Origin of the sequence: Arthrobacter sp. TMP15, from assembly GCF_039529835.1 — a bacterium.
GTDB lineage: Bacteria > Actinomycetota > Actinomycetes > Actinomycetales > Micrococcaceae > Specibacter.
In genome coordinates, this window is record NZ_CP154262.1 from 1347430 (window position 1) to 1367702 (window position 20273).

The 20273-nt window shown below is 58.1% G+C and carries 18 protein-coding genes and 1 rRNA gene; 13 read left to right on the forward strand and 6 right to left on the reverse strand.

Translation table 11 applies throughout. The annotated features are described in order from the left end of the window. Positions 1-72: 72 nt before the first annotated feature. The 12 genes from rrf (at position 73) to AAFM46_RS05945 (ending at position 12667) form a co-directional block, all read left to right on the forward strand. Positions 73-189 (forward strand): 5S ribosomal RNA (gene rrf / locus AAFM46_RS05890). A gap of 304 nt (positions 190-493) precedes the next feature. Continuing rightward, positions 494-985 (forward strand): hypothetical protein, encoded by a 492-nt coding sequence (locus AAFM46_RS05895; RefSeq protein ID WP_343320028.1) that lies wholly within the window; start codon positions 494-496, stop codon positions 983-985. 105 nt (positions 986-1090) lie between these two features. Then, positions 1091-3526 carry a hypothetical protein gene (locus tag AAFM46_RS05900; RefSeq protein WP_343320029.1) on the forward strand — a complete coding sequence of 812 codons (2436 nt, stop codon included), beginning with the start codon at positions 1091-1093 and terminating at the stop codon, positions 3524-3526. Next, a complete protein-coding gene (locus tag AAFM46_RS05905) occupies positions 3516-4538 on the forward strand; it encodes an HAD-IIA family hydrolase (RefSeq protein WP_343320031.1) in 1023 nt (340 codons plus the stop codon). Before AAFM46_RS05900 ends, AAFM46_RS05905 begins: the two co-directional genes overlap by 11 nt. Before the next feature lie 2 nt (positions 4539-4540). Next, positions 4541-4756: a hypothetical protein gene (locus AAFM46_RS05910; protein ID WP_343320032.1), complete on the forward strand. Its 216-nt coding sequence runs from the start codon at positions 4541-4543 to the stop codon at positions 4754-4756. Then, entirely contained in the window at positions 4753-5568 is an 816-nt protein-coding gene (locus AAFM46_RS05915; RefSeq protein WP_283531646.1) for a TlyA family RNA methyltransferase, read from the forward strand. Before AAFM46_RS05910 ends, AAFM46_RS05915 begins: the two co-directional genes overlap by 4 nt. Positions 5569-5687: 119 nt before the next feature. Then, positions 5688-6764: an NAD kinase gene (locus AAFM46_RS05920; RefSeq protein WP_283531645.1), complete on the forward strand. Its 1077-nt coding sequence runs from the start codon at positions 5688-5690 to the stop codon at positions 6762-6764. Further along, positions 6761-8488 (forward strand): DNA repair protein RecN, encoded by a 1728-nt coding sequence (gene recN / locus AAFM46_RS05925; RefSeq protein ID WP_343320033.1) that lies wholly within the window; start codon positions 6761-6763, stop codon positions 8486-8488. The genes AAFM46_RS05920 and recN overlap by 4 nt, the downstream gene beginning before the upstream one ends. Before the next feature lie 69 nt (positions 8489-8557). Continuing rightward, the gene (locus AAFM46_RS05930) at positions 8558-10264 is read left to right on the forward strand and encodes a CTP synthase (RefSeq protein WP_283531643.1); all 1707 of its coding nucleotides are present in this window, start codon (positions 8558-8560) and stop codon (positions 10262-10264) included. A 5-nt stretch (positions 10265-10269) separates the two neighbouring features. Next, positions 10270-10953 (forward strand): NUDIX hydrolase, encoded by a 684-nt coding sequence (locus AAFM46_RS05935; protein ID WP_343320034.1) that lies wholly within the window; start codon positions 10270-10272, stop codon positions 10951-10953. Between the two features lie 95 nt (positions 10954-11048). After that, positions 11049-12017 (forward strand): site-specific tyrosine recombinase XerD, encoded by a 969-nt coding sequence (gene xerD / locus AAFM46_RS05940; RefSeq protein ID WP_343320035.1) that lies wholly within the window; start codon positions 11049-11051, stop codon positions 12015-12017. 137 nt (positions 12018-12154) lie between these two features. Continuing rightward, positions 12155-12667: an NUDIX domain-containing protein gene (locus tag AAFM46_RS05945; protein WP_283531626.1), complete on the forward strand. Its 513-nt coding sequence runs from the start codon at positions 12155-12157 to the stop codon at positions 12665-12667. A 24-nt stretch (positions 12668-12691) separates the two neighbouring features. Here AAFM46_RS05945 and AAFM46_RS05950 read toward each other — a convergent pair whose 3' ends face one another. The 5 genes from AAFM46_RS05950 to AAFM46_RS05970 form a co-directional block, all read right to left on the reverse strand. Further along, positions 12692-13021, reverse strand: a complete 330-nt coding sequence (locus AAFM46_RS05950; protein ID WP_283531625.1) for a cupin domain-containing protein — start codon at positions 13019-13021, stop codon at positions 12692-12694. A 146-nt stretch (positions 13022-13167) separates the two neighbouring features. Then, the gene (locus AAFM46_RS05955) at positions 13168-14307 is read right to left on the reverse strand and encodes a bifunctional 2-methylcitrate synthase/citrate synthase (RefSeq protein ID WP_343320036.1); all 1140 of its coding nucleotides are present in this window, start codon (positions 14305-14307) and stop codon (positions 13168-13170) included. A gap of 35 nt (positions 14308-14342) precedes the next feature. Next, the gene (gene prpB, locus AAFM46_RS05960) at positions 14343-15272 is read right to left on the reverse strand and encodes a methylisocitrate lyase (protein WP_343320037.1); all 930 of its coding nucleotides are present in this window, start codon (positions 15270-15272) and stop codon (positions 14343-14345) included. A gap of 1 nt (position 15273) precedes the next feature. Beyond that, the gene (locus tag AAFM46_RS05965) at positions 15274-16794 is read right to left on the reverse strand and encodes an MmgE/PrpD family protein (RefSeq protein ID WP_343320039.1); all 1521 of its coding nucleotides are present in this window, start codon (positions 16792-16794) and stop codon (positions 15274-15276) included. A gap of 39 nt (positions 16795-16833) precedes the next feature. Continuing rightward, the gene (locus AAFM46_RS05970) at positions 16834-17469 is read right to left on the reverse strand and encodes a GntR family transcriptional regulator (protein WP_283531621.1); all 636 of its coding nucleotides are present in this window, start codon (positions 17467-17469) and stop codon (positions 16834-16836) included. 206 nt (positions 17470-17675) lie between these two features. Here AAFM46_RS05970 and AAFM46_RS05975 point away from each other — a divergent pair, with 206 nt between their 5' ends. Then, positions 17676-19586 (forward strand): AMP-binding protein, encoded by a 1911-nt coding sequence (locus AAFM46_RS05975; RefSeq protein ID WP_343320040.1) that lies wholly within the window; start codon positions 17676-17678, stop codon positions 19584-19586. Positions 19587-19637: 51 nt separating this feature from the next. On the opposite strand, the gene AAFM46_RS05980 is transcribed toward AAFM46_RS05975, so the two are convergent. After that, on the reverse strand, positions 19638-20207 hold the full coding sequence (locus AAFM46_RS05980) for a DUF559 domain-containing protein (protein WP_343320041.1): 570 nt from the start codon (positions 20205-20207) through the stop codon (positions 19638-19640). Positions 20208-20273 lie beyond the last annotated feature (66 nt).

Genomic DNA, 20273 nt, shown 5'->3' on the forward strand with positions numbered 1-20273 from the left:
AGTTGTTCATCACAAGAACACCCAACAAACCACCCACACCAACACAGTCGTGCTGGCCCGTGGGGAATGAGTTACGGTGGTCATAGCGTGGGGGAAACGCCCGGTCCCATTCCGAACCCGGAAGCTAAGACCCACAGCGCCGATGGTACTGCATTCGTGAGGATGTGGGAGAGTAGGACACCGCCGGACAACACATAAAAAGGTCGAGGCCCCACACCACACGGTGCGGGGCCTCCCTCAATTTAACACACCACCCAAGCCCACCACCCCAAGATGCGCACGGCGCAACGAGCCGGGAACTACGACCTGGGCCCAGGACCTTAGCTGCACCACCAACGCACAAAGAGTGTCAGGAGCCTCAGCCTCAACGCAGCGGGTATGTATTTGGGCCTGAGTGGGACATCCTTGAGGATTCCTGTCCACCACGATTCCTACGGGACCGTGTTTTCTCTAGCCTGTGACTCTGCGGAAGAGAGCCGAGTAAACTGGACTGATGTCCAACTTGTTTTCTCATGCCCCAAACGCCGTTCCCGGAAATGATTCGATACCTGCCGCACGAGTGAGCGCTGTAACCGTGCCTGTGCCAGTAAGGGAAGCTTTTGACGGGTTTACTGATGGCATCCATCTTTGGTGGCCCGTGGAAGGTCACAGTATTTTTGGCGCCGAATCTCACATAGGTTTCGAGACAGGCCTCCTACTGGAGGATTCATTTACAGGGTCTCAGTCCGTGTGGGGTGAGATAAGAACGTGGGCGGAACCGACGTCGTTGGCTATTAATTGGCACCGGGGGAGTAATCCCTTGAACCCGACGATCGTTAGCGTGAACTTCAGCGTTCTTGACGATGAGTCAACAACAGTCGTATTGACACACGATGGGTGGGCTCCCGGTGACCTCGGACACGAACAATTTGAGATCCACTGTGATTGGCCCCTCATCTTGTCCAGATACGTCAGATTCATGGGTGGATCCTCCAAGCTGGACTAGACTGTAGTCTGGACAATTGGGTTCATGGTTTTTTCAATAGAAGATCACAAGTGAAGAGCGGCTGTTACTGTGCCAGTTAGTGCGCTCATAGTTTTAGGAGTCGGCATGGCTGAGCAGTACGAAGGACAGCGCGACAATAACTCTCGCGGACAAGACGCTAACGGAAAGTCCTACACAGAGCGTCCGGCAACGAACGATCGTCAGCCCGCGCGTCCATATAGTGAGCGTAGCGGGCAGGGTGCGCGTCCCGCAGGTGGACGCCCGGTAAGAAACAATGAGCGTCCATCTTTTGGTGGCCGTGATGATCGTGGTGGCCGCGATGATCGTCCGGCGCGTAGCAACGACCGTCCCTCCTATGGTGATCGCGATAACCGTGGCGGCCAGGGTGGACGCCCGGCACAGGACCGCGATTCACGCCCCAGCTACGGCAACCGCGAAGACCGCCCCGCACGCAGTGCTGACCGGCCAATGGTTAACGGCCGCCGCGAAGACCGCAAGCCTTTCGGTGATCGCGATAACCGTGGCGGCCAAGGTGGACGCCCGGCACAGGACCGCGATTCACGCCCCAGCTACGGCAACCGCGAAGACCGCCCCGCACGCAGTGCTGACCGGCCAATGGTTAACGGCCGCCGCGAAGACCGCAAGCCTTATGGTGATCGCGATAACCGTGGTGGCCAGGGTGGACGCCCGGCACCGGACCGCGATTCACGCCCCAGCTACGGCAACCGCGAAGACCGCCCCGCACGTCCCGCTTTCGGTGGCCGCGAAGATCGCCCCGCACGCAGCAACGACCGTCCCTATGGTGATCGCGATAACCGTGGTGGCCAGGGTGGACGCCCGGCACCGGACCGCGATTCACGCCCCAGCTACGGCAACCGCGAAGACCGCCCCGCACGTCCCGCTTTCGGTGGCCGCGAAGATCGCCCCGCACGCAGCAACGACCGCCCCTACGGTGATCGCGATAACCGTGGTGGCCAGGGTGGACGCCCGGCACCGGACCGCGATTCACGCCCCAGCTACGGCAACCGTGAAGACCGCCCCGCACGCCCCGCTTTCGGTGGCCGCGAAGATCGCCCCGCACGCAGCAACGACCGCCCCTACGGTGATCGCGATAACCGTGGTGGCCAGGGTGGACGCCCGGCACAGGACCGCGATTCACGCCCCAGCTACGGCAACCGTGAAGACCGCCCCGCACGCCCCGCTTTCGGTGGCCGCGAAGATCGCCCCGCACGCAGCAACGACCGCCCCTACGGTGATCGCGATAACCGTGGTGGCCAGGGTGGACGCCCGGCACCGGACCGCGATTCACGCCCCAGCTACGGCAACCGTGAAGACCGCCCCGCACGCCCCGCTTTCGGTGGCCGCGATGATCGCCCCGCACGCAGCAACGACCGCCCCAGCCATGGCAGTGCCCGTGACGATCGTGGACCCCGCACCACAGGTCCCCGCACCACAGGTCCCCGCACACCCCCGGAACGGAACGCTGGCGATCTTCGCAGCTCCAACCGCCCTGACCGTGAACGTTCACCAGAGATCGATCCCGATGTCACAGGGGAGGAGCTTGATAAGGTAACCCGCGCGCAGCTTCGTATTTTGGACGCCAAAAACAACGAGTGGGTTTCCAAACACCTTGTCATGGCCGGACGCTTAATCGACTTCGTCCCTGAGGTCGCCTTTGAGCACGCTTTGGCCGCTAGCCGTCGTGGCGGTCGCTTGGCCTGTGTCCGTGAAGCTGTTGCCATGACTGCCTACGCCGCCGGCAAATACGGTGAGGCGTTACGTGAACTTCGCACCTTCCGCCGCATCAGTGGTTCCAACGCTCACTTGCCTCTCATGGCAGATTGTGAACGCGGTTTGGGCCGCCCGGACCGTGCACTTGATCTGATCAAGTCAGAAGACGCTGAAGGTCTGGATCTGGCCGGCAAGGTTGAGTTGGCCATCGTTGAATCCGGGGCTCGCGGGGATCTTGGTGAGATGGAGGCGGCATTATCTGCCCTCGAGATCCCGCAGCTGGATATCAACCGTGCGTTCTCCTTCAGCCCGCGTCTGTTCCGTGCTTACGGCATGATTTTGCGTGCGGCCGGTCGCAAGGATGAGGCTAAAACATGGGAGCGTCAGGCTCTTGTTGCCGAGGAAGCTCTGGGCATCGATGAGGGAACCGATCAGATCATCATCGACCTCGGTGACGATGAAGAGATCCCCTTGGAGTCCCCGCGCGTTCGCGTGTCAGATGTCATGGCTGCACCTGTTGCGCCTGTGATGAACGACGCCGACATCCAGGCCGCTGCGGAACTGCCCTCAGGCGATGCTGAAGTTGCGCAGCACGACGAGCTCAATGTGGATGATGCGCAGTCATCCTACTTTGATTCCGATGACGCCGAGTCAGATGCCGACAGTGCTGACACAGACAGTCATGATGCCGACAGTGCTGACACAGACAGTCATGACGCTGAGAGCCTCGAGCAGGTCCACGAAGAAACTGTTGTAGAAGATGCCGCTGAAGGCGAGGACGTCCAGGAGCCCGGCCACAGTGACAGCTAACGCGTTGCTTAGTGGTTTTGATGCCGTACTGGCGGATTTGGATGGCGTTGTATACGCCGGTCCAAGGGCCATCGATGGAGCAATCGAAGCCCTGATCGGACTCGCTGATATCGGTGTTTCGCTGGTGTATGTGACGAACAATGCGTCCCGTACACCAGCGCAGGTCGCGGCACATTTGCGTGAGCTTGGGGCACCAGCAAATGAGGATCAGGTAGTTAGTTCTGCTCAAGCCGGTGCTGCTTTACTGGCGCAGAAGTTCCCTAAAGGCGCCAAAGTGCTTGTCACAGGCAGCGTCGCTTTGTCGCAAGAAGTTGCGGCGTTGGGTATGGAGGTTGTAACCAGTGCCACGGATTCCCCCGACGTTGTGATCCAAGGGTTTGACCCCTCACTTGGCTGGGCCGATCTTGCCGAGGCTAGCTATGCTATCAACGCTGGCGCGCTCTGGATTGCTACGAATACCGACATGACGATCCCTCGGGATCGCGGAATCGCCCCGGGTAACGGAACCTTGGTTGCTGCGGTCCGAGCCGCCGTCGAACATGATCCGTTGGTGGCTGGAAAACCTGAGGCGCCGCTGTTTCGCACGGCCGCCAACCGTTTGAAGTCCAAGGCCCCGCTGGTCGTGGGGGACAGGCTGGATACTGACATTTTGGGCGGCAACAACGCTGGGATGGCTACTGCTCTGGTGCTGACGGGTGTGGACACATGCGAAACTGCGCTGCGGGCACGCACTGCGGAAAGGCCACGGTTCATCGTAGATACTCTGGCGCAGCTGTATACGGCGTACCCCGAAGTGAAGTTCGACGGCGCGAGAGTCACTTGTGGCGTTGCTGCCGCGACTGTAATGACGTCCGAATCGGGGGATGCAGCCCTGCACATTGCCGGCCGTGCTGATGACACCGATTCATGGCGGGCCGCATGCGCTGCCTGGTGGGCAGCAGTTCCGAGCGCCGCAGAGCCAACGGACCCCACTATTACCTGGGCTAAAACCGGCGCTGGACCGGCAGAGTAATCATGAGAATAGAAGAATCTCCAGAGGAGTCTTTAGAAAAAAAGTCTCTCTCTCAACCCACGGGAGATCCTGCTGTGGACGCTCTAATCGAGCTTGCCAAGGAGACGCTTCAGAGCCCGGTCAGCCAGCATAAGGAACGCTACACACAGATGCTAGAAGGCCTAGAGCGTGAGCTTGATGCCGATCCAGCTGTCGCTATGAGCGGTAAAGAAGCATGACTCGACTCGACCAGGAGTTAGTAAATCGTGGTTTGGCGCGATCGCGAACTGTGGCAGCTACTCTCATCAAGGCCGGCCGCGTCACCGTTGCCGGAGCTCCAGTGATCAAGGCGGCCTACGCCGTTGACACGGAGTCGCTGGTGGTCATTCTCCCAGGCAACGAAGAAGACTATGTGTCCCGGGCAGGCCACAAACTTGCCGGGGCTTTGGCACATTTTCCGCAGGTGCGCGTAATCGGAAAGCGCTGCTTTGATGCGGGAGCTTCCACGGGGGGATTCACCGACGTGCTGTTGCGACGGGGAGCTTCTGCGGTGGCGGCCGTGGATGTTGGGCACGGCCAGCTGGTCGACTCGCTACGTAATGATCCTCGCGTTGAAGTCTACGAGGGCATGAATATCCGCTACATGTCAGCCGATGATATTGGTGGACCCGCCGATCTCACCGTTTGCGACCTCTCTTTCATCTCACTGACGCTTGTCATGGCACCACTTGTCCTTGCCACCAAAATTGGCGGTGACCTGCTCCTGATGGTAAAGCCACAGTTTGAGGTGGGCAAGGATCGTCTTGCCCGTACTGGTGTGGTCAGCAGCGAGAATGAACGACGGCGCGCAGTCGCCCTGGTTGCCTCAGCGGCGGTTGCCAACGGACTTGTTCTGCAGGGTATTGGAGTGAGCGCATTGCACGGTCAAGATGGAAATGTTGAGTATTTTCTACTCGCCACGCGTGTTGTGTCCGGGGCTGCGCATAAGATCGAAGAACAGGAACGTTCTGTGAGGACGTTGCTAGCTACACTATGGCCCGGATCCATGTGAAGACCAGCCATTAGGGCCCAACTTGTTTGAGTTTGAGCATTGTGGGCTTGTGTACGCAGTCCTGACATTAGTGGTTCCGCAACTATGCGGTCCCGCGGAAAGCGATGAGGAAACAACACATGACACGGCGCGTCTTGATTCTGGCCCACACTGGCCGTGAAGAGTCGATGCTTGCCGCCCTCGAGGCGTGCGTTGAGCTTCATGCAAACAACATTGTCCCGGTTATGTATGCCGATGAACTCTCCGACATGACAGGTTACCTGGGCGTATCCGGAGTAAATATGGAGATTCTTGACAAAGATGTCACTCTGGCAGAGATAGAGCTGGTGATGGTTTTGGGCGGGGATGGCACCATATTGCGTGCAGCCGAGATCGTCCGGGAGTACGATGTTCCCCTGCTTGGGGTGAACTTAGGTCACGTCGGTTTCCTTGCAGAAAGCGAACGTGAGGAACTCATTCAAACCGTCGCAGCCGTTGTCCAGCGCAGATACTCGGTGGAAGAGCGTATGTGTCTTGACGTGATAGTCAGGGTGGCTGGAAAGATGGTCGCACACACTTGGGCGCTGAATGAGGTTGCACTTGAAAAAGGCAATCGTGAACGGATGATCGAGGTGGTTACCGAGGTGGACGGGCGCCCGCTGACATCCTTCGGTTGTGACGGTGTTGTCATGGCAACACCAACAGGTTCAACAGCGTATGCATTTTCTGCCGGCGGCCCCGTTGTATGGCCCGGTGTGGAAGCGCTTTTGATGGTTCCCATCAGCGCCCACGCGCTCTTTGCTAAACCGTTGGTCGTTGCTCCAACCTCCACGCTTGCCGTTGAGGTGTTGAGCCGCAACGGCGCCTACGGAGTTATTTGGTGCGATGGACGGAGAACAGTTGACCTTTTGCCTGGCGCGCGGATTGAAGTGACGCGTTCCCCTAAACCTGTGAAACTGGCACGGACCCAGCAATCAACGTTCTCCGAACGACTTGTGCGCAAGTTTGAGCTGCCAGTTCAAGGCTGGCGTGGCCCCTCGGCCGAAAATCCGCTGCCCCCAACTACACAGCTGCCGATCATCAAGTCACCAAGGCCCAAATCGGCGCTTGAGGGTACGCGCAGCGGTGTGATCCGGCCCGTCCCTGACCTTACCGTTCCGCCGCAGCAAAGTTCATATTCCGGTACAACCTCTGTTTATGGGGAGGATGAGAGATGATCGAGGAAATTCGCATCCGTGACCTGGGCGTCATCTCAGAATCAACGCTGCCACTGGGGCCCGGCTTAAGTGTTGTCAGTGGTGAAACTGGTGCGGGAAAGACCATGGTGGTGACCGCCGTCGGACTCTTATTGGGTAACAGGGCTGATGCTGGAGCTGTACGTAATGGAGCCAAGTCGGCCTCTGCCGAGGCCACACTAACCCTGCCTTCAGGCCACCCAGCGCTTGTGCGCGCGTTGGAAGCTGGTGCCGACATTGACGAACACAACGGCAGCGCTCAACTGATTCTGGCCCGCTCCGTCAATGCCGATGGCCGTAGCCGAGCCCACGTAGGCGGACGTAGCGCACCCATTGGTGTACTTAACGAGTTGGGTGAGACACTCGTGGCTGTGCATGGTCAATCAGACCAGATTCGGCTTAAAAACCCTTCCGCACAGCGGGCGGCACTAGATAAATTTGCGGCCGAGGCCCACAAAGGCTTTGCCGCCAAAATGCATAGCTACCGCAGTGTCTTTGAACGGTGGAGAATTACGCAGTCCCAACTGCATGAATTGCACACGGCCAGCCGAGAACGGTTGCGAGAAGCGGATGCGCTAACCACAGCCTTAGCCGAGATCGACGCTGTCGAACCACTTGGCGCCGAAGATGAACTCCTCAAAGCCGAGGCGGTCAGGCTGGGCAATGTTGAAGTGCTCCGAAAAGCCGCCTTGGGAGCTCACGAGGCGCTGAGTGCTGCCGACTATGGCGATGGAATCGATGCCGCCACACTTGTGGACAGTGCCCGGCGACTTGTGGAAACCGTCGCCGAGACTGATGAGGAACTGGGGCAGACAACCAAACGACTCGCCGAAGTTGGCTACCTTCTCGCTGACATCGCCCGTGATCTGGTCAGCTACGCCACATCTCTAGACTCCGAGGGGCCTGGTCGACTTGCCGAGGTTGAAGACAGGCGCGGAGAATTGGCCGTATTGGTGCGCAAATATGCCCCTAGTATCGATGAAGTTATCAAGTGGGCTGACACCGCAAGGATCCGGTTGACCGAACTCAGCGATGATTCAGGGCGGATAGAGACGCTGGAAGCCCAGGAAACTGCGGCAGTTCACGAACTCGGCGTGCTGGCCATGGAACTTACCTCACTGCGCAGGAAAGCCGCAGAGAAGCTTGCCAAGGCTGTTAGCGCCGAGTTGAAGGCACTAGCTATGCCAGATGCCAGCCTTGTCATTGAAATCAGTGCAGCCGAGCGCAGCATTCACGGCCAGGATGAGATTGCCTTCCTCCTTGCACCCCATGCCGGTGCGCTCCCGCGTCCATTGGGCAAGGGAGCCTCCGGTGGTGAACTCTCACGGGTCATGTTGGCGCTGGAAGTGGTCCTTGCCGCCGTGGACCCTGTGCCCACGTTTGTCTTTGACGAAGTGGACTCCGGGGTGGGTGGTAAAGCCGCAGTGGAAATTGGCCGCAGACTGGCCATGCTCGCTGAACACGTGCAAGTGTTGGTTGTCACGCACCTGCCCCAAGTGGCTGCTTTTGCTGACCAGCATATCTTGGTGACCAAGAGCTCTGTGAGCAAAAACTCAACCGGAATCACTACCAGCAACGTGCGACTTTTGAATGATGAAGAACGGGTCGTGGAACTGGCGCGCATGCTCGCAGGGCAGGAGGATTCAGCAACAGCGCAGGCACACGCCAAGGAATTATTGCTGCAAGCTGCCCGACCCGTTAAGTAACTCGTGGAGATGGACGGCAGAAAAGCAAAAAACAATGTTGCCGTTCTCAAACTTTTATTGGCTCATTAGATGATAGGCTCGAACTCCGTGGTGCAACGATCAAATTCCCGGTTCAGTGGTCAGTCCAAGACGACCAAACATATCTTCGTCACCGGTGGGGTCGCGTCCTCGCTTGGTAAGGGGCTGACGGCTTCTAGCCTCGGTCACCTACTGCGTGCGCGCGGACTCTCTGTGACAATGCAAAAGCTCGATCCCTATCTCAATGTGGATCCAGGGACAATGAATCCCTTCCAACACGGTGAAGTCTTCGTTACCGATGACGGCGCCGAAACGGATTTGGATATTGGCCACTACGAGCGCTTCCTCGATGAAAATTTGGAAGGCTCCGCTAACGTCACAACAGGACAGGTGTACTCAACTGTCATCGCCAAGGAACGCCGAGGCGAGTACCTGGGGGACACCGTGCAGGTCATCCCGCACATCACCGATGAGATCAAACGTCGCATGCGTCTGCCCGCCGAGGGCCCCAACGCACCCGACGTGATCATCACGGAAATTGGCGGCACAGTAGGAGACATCGAGTCCCAGCCGTTCCTAGAGTCGGCACGGCAAGTGCGCCAGGACGTTGGCCGGAACAATGTGTTCTTCGCCCATGTTTCCCTTGTCCCCTACATTGGTCCCTCCCAGGAACTGAAAACCAAGCCCACCCAGCACTCTGTTGCTGCGCTGCGCTCATTGGGTATTCAGCCGGATGCCATCATCTTGCGCTCGGACCGGGTCTTGCCTGAGGCCATGCACACCAAGATCGGCCGCGCCTGCGACGTCGACGTTGAAGCCGTCATTGGCTGCCCGGATGCCTCAAGCATCTATGACATCCCCAAGATCCTGCACTCTCAGGGACTTGACTCCTACATTGTGCGCGCACTTGATCTGCCTTTCAAAGACGTTGACTGGACCAAGTGGGACAAGCTGCTGGACGTGGTGCACAATCCGGCGCATCACATTGAGATTGCGCTTGTGGGCAAATACATTGATCTACCTGACGCCTACTTGTCAGTGACCGAGGCGTTGCGTGCAGGCGGCTTCGCCAATGCCACCAAGGTTAAAATCCGTTGGGTCCCTTCAGATGACTGCGCCACGGAAGCCGGAGCCATCAAGGCTCTTGGCGATGTTGACGCCATCTGTGTCCCTGGTGGATTCGGCATCCGCGGGCTAGAAGGCAAGCTGGGTGCGTTGCGGTTTGCTCGCGAAAACAAGATCCCCACACTGGGACTCTGCCTAGGTCTGCAATCAATGGTTATTGAATACGCACGCAACGTTGTTGGGCTTGATGGGGCTTCCTCCTCAGAGTTTGATGAGAACCCCACTTACCCCGTTATTGCCACCATGGAAGAGCAGCAAGACATTGTTGCTGGCAAGGGGGATCTTGGCGGAACCATGCGCCTTGGCCTATACCCCGCGGTACTGGCTGAGGGATCCGTCGTTGCGCAAACATATGGCAGAACGGATGTCTCTGAACGTCACCGCCACCGCTACGAAGTTAATAATCTGTACCGCGATCAGATTGCTGCGGCAGGACTCGTCTTCTCCGGCACCTCACCGGATGGCAAATTGGTTGAATACGTTGAGCTTCCCCGCGACGTTCACCCGTATTATGTGTCCACGCAGGCACACCCGGAATTGAGCTCGCGACCCACCCGGCCGCATCCGCTCTTCGCCGGGTTGGTTGCTGCAGCGCTGGAACGCCAGAGCGCCACACGGTTGTTGGAGGTATAGAGACGATGCGCCTGGGTACACCGGAGAACCGGGAGCATCCTGTTGCGGCAGAACTGTCAGCTGTTGTGGCTGATGAAGAAAGCTGTAGGCCACTGCATGCGCGGTCCACGGTGTACCAAGGGCGTATCTGGAACGTCGTCTCAGACACGTTTTCACTGTCTGCTGACTCTGCACCTTTAACCCGGGACTATATTGATCACCCGGGAGCAGTAGCCGTTGTTGTCCTCAACGAGCAGAACCAAGTGTTGTTGCTGCGTCAATACAGGCACCCTGTCCATATGAACCTGTGGGAGATTCCTGCCGGATTATTGGACATTGAAGGTGAAGACTTTGTTGTTGGTGCGGCCCGTGAACTCGCTGAAGAAGCCGATCTGGTGGCAGGACAATGGCATGTGCTCACCGACTTCTTCAATTCGCCCGGCTCCTCCAGCGAGGCCATAAGAATTTATCTGGCCCGCCAAATTACGGAGGTACCAGAAGACCTGCGGCACGTGCGGACCGAAGAGGAAGCTGAAATTAAGTTTGCCTGGGTTGACCTGGAAGAAGCGGCCGCCGGCGTCCTGGAGGGCCGCATACATAACCCATCCGCCGTCGTCGGTATCTTAGCTGCCGCACAGGCGGTTCGAACAGGGTTCTCCACGCTGCGCCCCGGCAATGCGCCCTGGCCCGAGCACCCGTCCCAGCGGTGACGGCTTCCGGCGCTGCCAGCTCAACGGCATCCAGTGCCGGTGCACCAGATTCCGGGATCATTAGGGGTGCTACCTCGCCGTCACCTTCGTCAAGAGTGAGCCCGCTGCCCTCAAGCTCGCTTCCTCCCACGAAGCTGTCTCGCGCCATCGCAGATTATCTACTCCATGTGGGTGTTGAACGTGGTCTGGCCCCCAACACTTTGGCGGCTTATAGGCGAGACCTTAGACGGTACGAAGATTTTTTGGTGTCTGCACACGTCAGTGAGCCCGCCCGTGTTACGAGACATCACGTCAGCGAATTTGCACAAGGACTCTCCGACGGTGCCGACGGCGGGTCCACCCTCGGATTAAGGTCTGCGGCCAGAACCATCGTGGCGGTCCGTGGTTTGCACAAATTCTGGGCACTAGAAGGTCTCAGTGACGCAGATCCGGCGGCGGACGTTCATCCGCCACAGCCGGGTAGGCGGCTGCCCAAGGCCATCAGCGTTCATGACGTCACGCGTATTCTTGAGGTGGCCGTCACGGATACCCCCTCCGGGCTCCGCGATGGAGCGATGCTTGAATTTTTGTATTCTACCGGTGCCCGTATCAGCGAAGCCGTTGGCCTCGATATCGATGACCTGGTGTTGCCTGATTCTGTGGAAGACGGGCCCTCACTTGTCCGGCTCTTTGGTAAGGGCTCCAAGGAACGTATTGTGCCGATTGGTTCCTATGCTCTGCGGGCACTGGAAGCGTATTTGGTGCGTGGCCGGCCCGTTCTGGTGGCCAAAGGCCGCGGTACGCCGGCGTTGTTCCTCAATGCACGGGGTGGGCGGATAAGCCGGCAGAGTGTTTGGACAATATTAAAAGTTGCTGCCGAGAAGGCGAACGTCACTGTGGATGTCTCACCCCACACACTTCGGCATTCATTTGCTACGCACCTGCTTGAAGGTGGTGCAGATGTACGGGTGGTGCAGGAATTGCTGGGACACGCTTCAGTGACCACCACTCAGGTTTATACACTTGTCACCGCGGAAACCCTGCGTGAAGTGTATGCCGCCGCACACCCGCGGGCTTTGGGCTAGCTTTTTGCATTCGATTCTCGGCCACCCATCCTCAGCCGACCTCTTCACGATGATCCAGCCATCAAACTAGCTGATTCTCCGGTGATCAGCTGAACGCTGTACGGAATATTGAGCGCACAAGGACGTATGCTCAATGGATGAGTGCACCCGTAACCCTGTGTTTTTTGCTCCGCAACCACAACGCCGAGCAGCAGGTGCTGCTCGGCGTGAAAAAGACCGGCATGGGTGTTGGCAAGGTGGTTGGTATTGGCGGTCATGTGGAAGCCGGGGAAAGTGTTGTCCAAGCCATCTGCCGCGAAGTGGACGAGGAAACCAGCATCGGTATTGCAGCCATGGACCTGATTCCCGCCGGCACAGTTGAGTTTATTTTTCCGGCCAAGCCGGTATGGGACATGTTCACTACTATTTTCTTATGCAGAAAATATACTGGCAGTGCTATCGAGAGTGATGAAATCAAGCCGCACTGGTACAGCGTGCACAACCTGCCACATGCTCAGATGTGGGCTGACGCCAGCCATTGGTTGCCAGCCTTTTTGGCAGGGGAGGGAGGTCACTGGCGAGTGGTGCTTAATGACGACAATGAGACCGTCTCCGAGAGTACTCACATGCTCTCCCCAGCCGATGCCGACGAATCTTTGCGAGGCAGCTAACCGGGGCAGGTATCCGAGAAAAAGTTAGGGTTTAGCCACTGTCAGCAGAAAAGCTGAGTCCTCAACGGCATCAACACTGTGGCGTGCCTGCGGGACCACCAGGTGATCTCCTGGGGAGCCTTCCCACTGAACGTCGCCGGCGTTGAGTCGAATCCTGCCGACAAGCACCTGAACGGTGGCTTCACCGGGGTTGTCGTGCTCATCCAGTGATGCTCCTGCGCTGAGGGCCACAAGTGTCTGGCGGAGAACCCGCTCATGGCCGCCATACACCGTTCTGGCACTGCGGCCGCTGCTCTTAGTTTTGGCGGAAGCCATGAGTTCGCGGGCTAGTGCTGTCAGCGATGACTTTTCCATGATGCTCCTTGAAAACTGCGTGGTGGTCTGGGTGTTCTCTTCACAGTACCTTTGAATGGCGTTAAACACGGTTGAGGTTGGAGATCGTGACGCCTATTCGTCCCTCATAGGCGTCACGATCTCCAACCTCAACGTACAAGGTGCAGCTAACTTACGTGTCGCTCAGCCACACCGTTGTAAGCGCTCAACGGACGAATCAACGCATTGGCAGCGCGCTGCTCCATGATGTGTGCCGTCCACCCCGTGATGCGGGCTGCGATGAAAATAGGCGTGAACATCTCGGTGTCAAAGCCCATCAGGTGATACGTGGGACCGGCAGGGTAATCGAGGTTGGGCTTGATGGCCTTTGCCTCTTCCATTGCCTGCTCTAGGCCGTCATACAAACCCATCATTTCCGGGCGGTTGTAGTGAGCCACCATCCGCTCCAACGCACCCTTCATGGTGGGAACGCGTGAGTCACCGTTTTTATAGACACGGTGGCCAAAGCCCATGACCTTCTTCTTCTGCGCCAGGGCATCTTCCATCCACGCCTTGGCACGTGCGGCGGCCTCTTCGCGAGACTCATCGGCATTGATCCCGATCTCGTTAAAGGTGTGCATGACAGCCTCATTGGCGCCGCCGTGAAGGGCACCCTTAAGAGCGCCAATGGCGCCTGTCACGGCCGAATGCAGATCAGAGAGCGTGGAAGTGATGACTCGGGCCGTGAACGTTGAAGCATTGAAGGAATGCTCCGCGTACAGCACCATGGAGACACGGAAAGCATCCACAACCTCCGGGGCCGCTTCCTCTCCAAAGGTCATCCACAAGAAGTTTGCCGAGTAGTCCAAGTCGCTGCGCGGTTCCACTACCCCTAAACCACGACGGCGGCGCTGGTCATAGGCCACCACCGAAGGGAACTGCGCAAAGAGTGCTTGAGCCTTCTCCAACTCCGCTTCCGGGGATGAGTCCTCGGCGCGAGGATGACGAGCACCCAGAACAGAGACAGCAGTCCGGCCCACATCCATCGGGTGGCAGTGCAGCGGCAACAGATCGATCGCGGCTTTGAGGTTTTCATCTAAGGCACGATTACTCCGTTCGAACGTCTCAAAAACGTTCAGTTCCTGTGCAGAGGGTAATTCGCCGGTCCACAGTAGCAGGGCTACCTCTTCAAAGGACTTGCTAGCGGCCAGTTCCTGTACCGGATAGCCGCGATAGAGCAGCGAATTGGAGTCGGGGTTGACCTTGGAGACAGCGGTGTAGTCCGCAACCACCCCAGCTAGACCTTTGCGTACTTCTTCTTCACTCACAGTGTGCACTCCTTCTTCTAAACGACATTGTTGACCTAGAGGGTTGCGTTGTTGGTGGCAATATCCAGGCTGGGGACCTGGAAGTTGAAAATACCCGCATCAAATTGGTTATACGCCTCATAGTCAACCAGATCATAAAGGCGCGCGCGTGTGAGCATCTGGTCCACCGCCGCTTCCTGGGTCCCATCCGCGCTGATAGCGTCCAAAACCCGCTCGGCTGCCCCCATCGCACTGCGTAACAAAGTGACGGGGTAGATGATCATAGCCACCCCGGCGGCAGCCAGAGCATCCTTTGTGAACAGTTCACTTTTGCCAAACTCCGTCATATTGGCAAGGACAGGTACATCAACTGCCTTGACGACAGCTTCGAATTCGGCCACGCTCTTCATGGCTTCGGGGAAGATGGCGTCAGCGCCTGCATCGACGAGTGCCTTAGCCCGATCGATTGCAGCATCCAGACCTTCCACGGCACGAATGTCCGTGCGGGCCATGATCAAAAAATTTGGATCGCGACGGGCATCAGCTGCGGCGGCAATGCGTTTGACAGCTGTCTCGAGGTCAACCATATTTTTACCATCAAGGTGACCGCAACGCTTGGGGTTGAACTGGTCCTCAATATGGCAACCAGCCAACCCGGCGTTTTCCAACTCTGCGATGGTGCGGGCCACATTCATGGGCTCGCCAAAGCCCGTGTCAGCGTCAATCAGGCAGGGCAGGTCAGTCATTCGGGCAATCTGTCCGCCGCGGGTTGCCACCTCGGTCAGCGTGGTCATGCCAATGTCCGGCAAGCCCAGTTCGTTGGCCAGGACGGCGCCTGAGATGTAGACGCCGTCGAACTTTTTCTCCTCAATGAGGCGGGCCGAGAGCGGGTTGAAGGCACCAGGGAACTGACGGGCCGAGCCCGGGACCAGCATGGCACGCAGGTCCTGGCGCTTCTCTTCAGCGGTTTTCTTGGAGTACAGCATCTTAGAAGAGCCCCTTGGGTGCGGCTGCCAGATCCACGACGCCAGGAGCTGCCAGGATGTTCAACTGTCCCAGTTCCCCGTTCGTTAGGTTGGGCAAATTCTCTGCTGCCGTGATGAAGCGGCTGATCTCAGCTTCCTCCACCAGACCAGCGGCCAGGGTGCGGAATTTGTTGATGTACTGCTCACGGGCGAAGGGCCGGGCGCCCAGTGGGTGGGCGTCGGCCACTGCGATGGAATCCGTAATGACGTTTCCGTCATTGAGGGTGATTTCCACTGTTCCGCCAAAGGCCTTCTCGGCGATATCGAGGGAGTGGTACCGGCGCGTCCACTCGGCGTCCTCCTCCGTGGTTACCTTGTGCCACAGCTCTACGGTGTCGGGGCGGCCGGCACGCTCGGGGGAGTAGGAGTCTACGTGGTGCCAAGCACCATCTTGGAGGGCCACGGTGAAGATGTACGGGATGGAGTGATCGAGAGTTTCCCGTGATGCCGTGGGGTCGTACTTCTGCGGATCGTTGGCGCCTGAACCAATCACAAAGTGGGTGTGGTGGCTGGTCTTGATCAGCACGGAGGCCACGTTTGCCGGATCGGTGGCCTCAGGGTGCGTTCCATGGAGTTTGCGGGCAAGGTCAATCCAAGCCTGAGCCTGGTACTCGGCAGAGTGTTCCTTGGTGTAAGTGTCCATGATGGCGCGCTTGGCTTCGCCCTCGGCCGGCAACGGCACCGTGTACTGGGCGTCGGGGCCATCCAACATCCAAGCGATGACACCGTCTTCGCCTTCGTAGATCGGTACGGGGGAGGTCTGTCCACGCATGGCACGGTCAGCAGCCTCAACGGCCATCTTGCCGGCAAATGCGGGGGCGTGCGCCTTCCACGTGGAGATCTCGCCCTTGCGCGACTGTCGGGTAGCTGTGGTGGTGTGCAAGCCCTGACCCACAGCTTGGAAAATAGTTTCAACTTCAAGGTTCAGCAGTGTGCCAATACCTGCCGCGGCGGAGGGGCCGAGGTGGGCAACATGGTCAATCTTGTGTTTATGCAGGCAGATTGATTTGACCAAATCGACCTGGATCTCATAACCGGTGGCAAGCCCACGAAGCAAGTCAGCACCGGAGGCTCCGGTGTGCTGGGCGACGGCGAGGATCGGCGGGATATTATCGCCTGGGTGTGAGTACTCGGCTGCGAGGAAGGTGTCATGATAATCCAGCTCGCGGACGGCCACGCCGTTGGCCCAGGCCGCCCACTCGGGAGAAACCAGCTCTGCAATGCCGAAAACGTTGGCGCCGGAGCCGCCGGTGGAAGGAGCGTGTGCAAGTGCCTGAGCACGGGCGGCAACGATCGGGCCACGGTTCAAGGAGGCAATCGCCACGGAGGCGTTGTCTATGACGCGGTTAATGATCATGTCTGTGACCTCGGCGGTCACGGGGACGGGATCGGCGGCGACCTTGGCGATCTTGTGTGCAAGCTGGTCCTCGCGGGCCAGGTTCTCATCGCTCTTGTAAACGCGGACAGTGTGATCAATTGTCATGGTGTTCCTTTCGCAGGGTGTGTCAGAAATGTGGAAGCTCTAGGGGTTTGTGCTCAGTAGGTGACGCAGACTGTTATCCAGATGCATAGTGGTGGCAGCGCTGGCAACAGTGGGGTTGCCATTGGCAATTGCCAAGGCGATCGCGGCGTGCTCACGAGCCGCATCGCGCAGTCGTGCTGGGTTGTCTTTACCTAAACGCCGTACACGTACCAAGTGCACTCGTAGGTTCTTTAGCGCTAGATTCAGGTAGTGATTGCCAACCGCAGCGTCCACTGCAGCATCTAAGTCACCCGCCAGCTGGTAGTAATCAGTGCGGGTGGGGTCATCGGAGGTGATGAGCTCACCGGCGTTGGCAAGTTGTTGATGCAGGGTCCTGAAAATGTCAGGGTCACAGCGCTGAGCAGCCAGTTCAGCTGCACGGCACTCAAGAGCGGAGCGGAGCTCGAAAAGTTCACCCAGATGGTCAAGTGAAATCTCACTAACAACCATCCCACGCCCACTTTGTGGCTCAGTCAACCCCTCAGCGGTGAGTTTTGCCAATGCTTCACGGATGGGAGTACGGGAGACGCCCAAGCGTTCGGAGAGTTCAACCTCTCCCAACACTGTGCCAGGAGTCAGGTGCCAGTTGATGATGTCGGTGCGCAACGTGACATAGGCCCGTTCACTAGCTCTCATGACCCCTCCTTTAGCTCTTCCTGACGTGCAATACAGCAACAATACCCCCTTATTGTATACAATGAACTGGGCGTTTGGGCAATATCCACGTAAAGTTAGCTAAAATAACGCCTAAAAAAGGTTTTGTGTATACATTAGGGCTTGATATGGGTCAACCTACGCATGTAGCATGGCTCACATCACATCAACGTGGATGGAGACCCACCATGGCATTGCAGGCCGTTAGCTACCGAGATGAATACCAGCGCAGCATGACCGAGCCAGAGAAGTTCTGGCTCGAAGCGGCACAAGCCGTGGATTGGGTGGTGCCGCCACAGCAGGGCCACAATAAGGCAGATTCTCCCGATGGCCGGTGGTTCGCTGACGCTGAACTGAACACCTGCTACAACGCTCTGGATAGGCATGTTGCCGCCGGGCGCGGTGCACAGAGCGCTCTCATCCACGATTCAGCGATGACTGGTCGCCAGCACAGCTATAGCTACGCAGAGCTGACGGAACAAGTAGCACTTTTTGCCGGGGTGCTCAGAGCTCAGGGGGTAGGCAAGGGGGACAGGGTACTGATTTATCTGCCCATGATTGCCGAAGCAGCCATTGCCATGCTTGCCACCGCCCGATTAGGGGCCATTCACTCGGTGGTTTTTGGCGGCTTTGCCGCCAGCGAACTGGCTGTGCGTATCCGGGACGCTGCTCCGAAAGTTATTGTCACCACCTCCGGCGGGCTAGAACCGAACCGTCACGTTGAATATCTGCCCACCGTTCATGAAGCGTTGGCTAAGGCAGGTGTCACCGAACTCCCCGTAATCCTCAAACACCGTGATGGCTTCGCCACTGACCCCAAAAGCCTGAATCTAAAGATCGTGGACTGGGATACTGCGCTCGCAGCCGCTGAACCCGCGGAACCGGTTCCGGTCAAGGCGACGGACCCTCTCTACATTCTCTACACTTCAGGAACTACGGGTGCGCCCAAAGGGGTGGTCCGCGACAATGGCGGGCACGCCGTCGCACTTTTATGGACCATAGCCAACCATTACAACATCGGCCCTGGTGATGTTTGGTGGACGGCGTCGGACGTTGGCTGGGTAGTGGGGCATTCCTACATTGTGTATGGGCCGCTGTTGGCCGGGGCCACCACGCTGATGTATGAAGGCAAGCCCGTGGGAACCCCGGACGCCGGCGCTTTTTGGCGTGTCATTGAGCAGCACAAAGTGAAGGCGTTGTTCACGGCGCCCACCGCTTTGCGTGCCATCCGCAAGATGGACCCGGACGCTGCCTTGTTGGAGAATTACAACATCGGCAGCCTCCAAACGCTGTTTACCGCCGGTGAGCGGCTGGATACTGACACTTATCATTGGGCGGGCAAAGTTCTCGGAGTGCCGGTGGTGGATCATTGGTGGCAGACAGAGACAGGCTGGGCGATCGTGGGTAATCCGCGTGGATTGGAGCCGCTTCCCTTGAAAGCAGGCTCACCCACCCTTCCAATGCCCGGCTTTGACCTACGCATTGTTGATGGCATGGGTGTGGAGGTGGCTTCCGGAGAAGAAGGAAACATTGTGTTGGGTCTGCCGTTGCCCCCGGGCACATTGACCACCCTCTGGAACAACGACCAGCGTTTTTTAGATTCCTATTTGAATACGTTTGAGGGTTTTTATCTCACCGGCGATTCCGGATACCAGGATGACGATGGTTATGTGTTTGTCATGGGCCGCACCGACGATGTTATTAACGTTGCTGGGCATCGGCTTTCCACCGGCGCCATCGAGCAGGTCATCGGTACCCACCCGGCAGTGGCAGAATGTGCTGTCATTGGTGTTGCCGACGCGCTTAAAGGGCAAAAGGCTATGGGTTTCGTGGTTTTGAAGTCTGGGGTGGTCATCACAGCGGATGATCTGCAGAAAGAACTCGTGGCGTTGGTGCGTAGAGAAATCGGGCCTGTGGCGGATTTCAAATTCACCACAGTGGTTGAGGCCCTGCCCAAGACCCGCTCCGGGAAGATTCTGCGTAAAACCATGCGTCAAATTGCTGATGGTGACGATTACACAGTGCCCTCAACTATTGAGGATCCTGCCGTGATTGAGGCGTTGATCCCTGTCCTTTCCGGCGATCGCCCTCCTCGTTGACATTGGAGATAATGACGCCTCCCCTTGCGTTGACATTGGAGATAATGACGCTCAGCGGGTGTCGCGGCGACCCGTCCACCCTTGGGCACGTAGTGCCGCCTTAACAAGTGCGACGACGGCCTTGTCGCCTTCTTGATCCAACATGGCTTTGGTGATTCTCACCTGCCGCCACCCCAAACTCTTCAGCAACCGATCCCGGGCCGCATCAATCTTGCGCTGTCGCTCTGTGAGGTGATGCTCGCCGTCGTACTCAATGGAAACCTTCCACGCAGGGATGCAGAGATCCGGCCATGATGAGTCATTTCCCTCTTCGTCTAAAACAACGAAGTTCAGGGTCAGCGTTGGTATCCCAGCTCGCTCGAGGGCAAGACGGATTCTGGTTTCCGGTGGAGAGTCGACGCCCACCTTGATGAGGTCTGCGGCCTCGCGAGCCCTCACTATGCCGCGCCTGCGGGATTCATGCTTGACGGCCTCTTGGAGGGCGGTGAGGGCTACCAGGGCAACCCGTTTAGGCCCGAAAATGCGATCGTGCTCACAGACCAGAAAGTCACCAGCTGCCACCAAATCATCGAGTTCGAGCATGGCGGCCAGGTCAAGCCACGTGCGCAGTGGGGAAGTCACTGCCATTCCTCGGAGATGCACCACCTGACCTGGCTTGAAACAGGTGTGGTGCCCTGCAACGCCAAT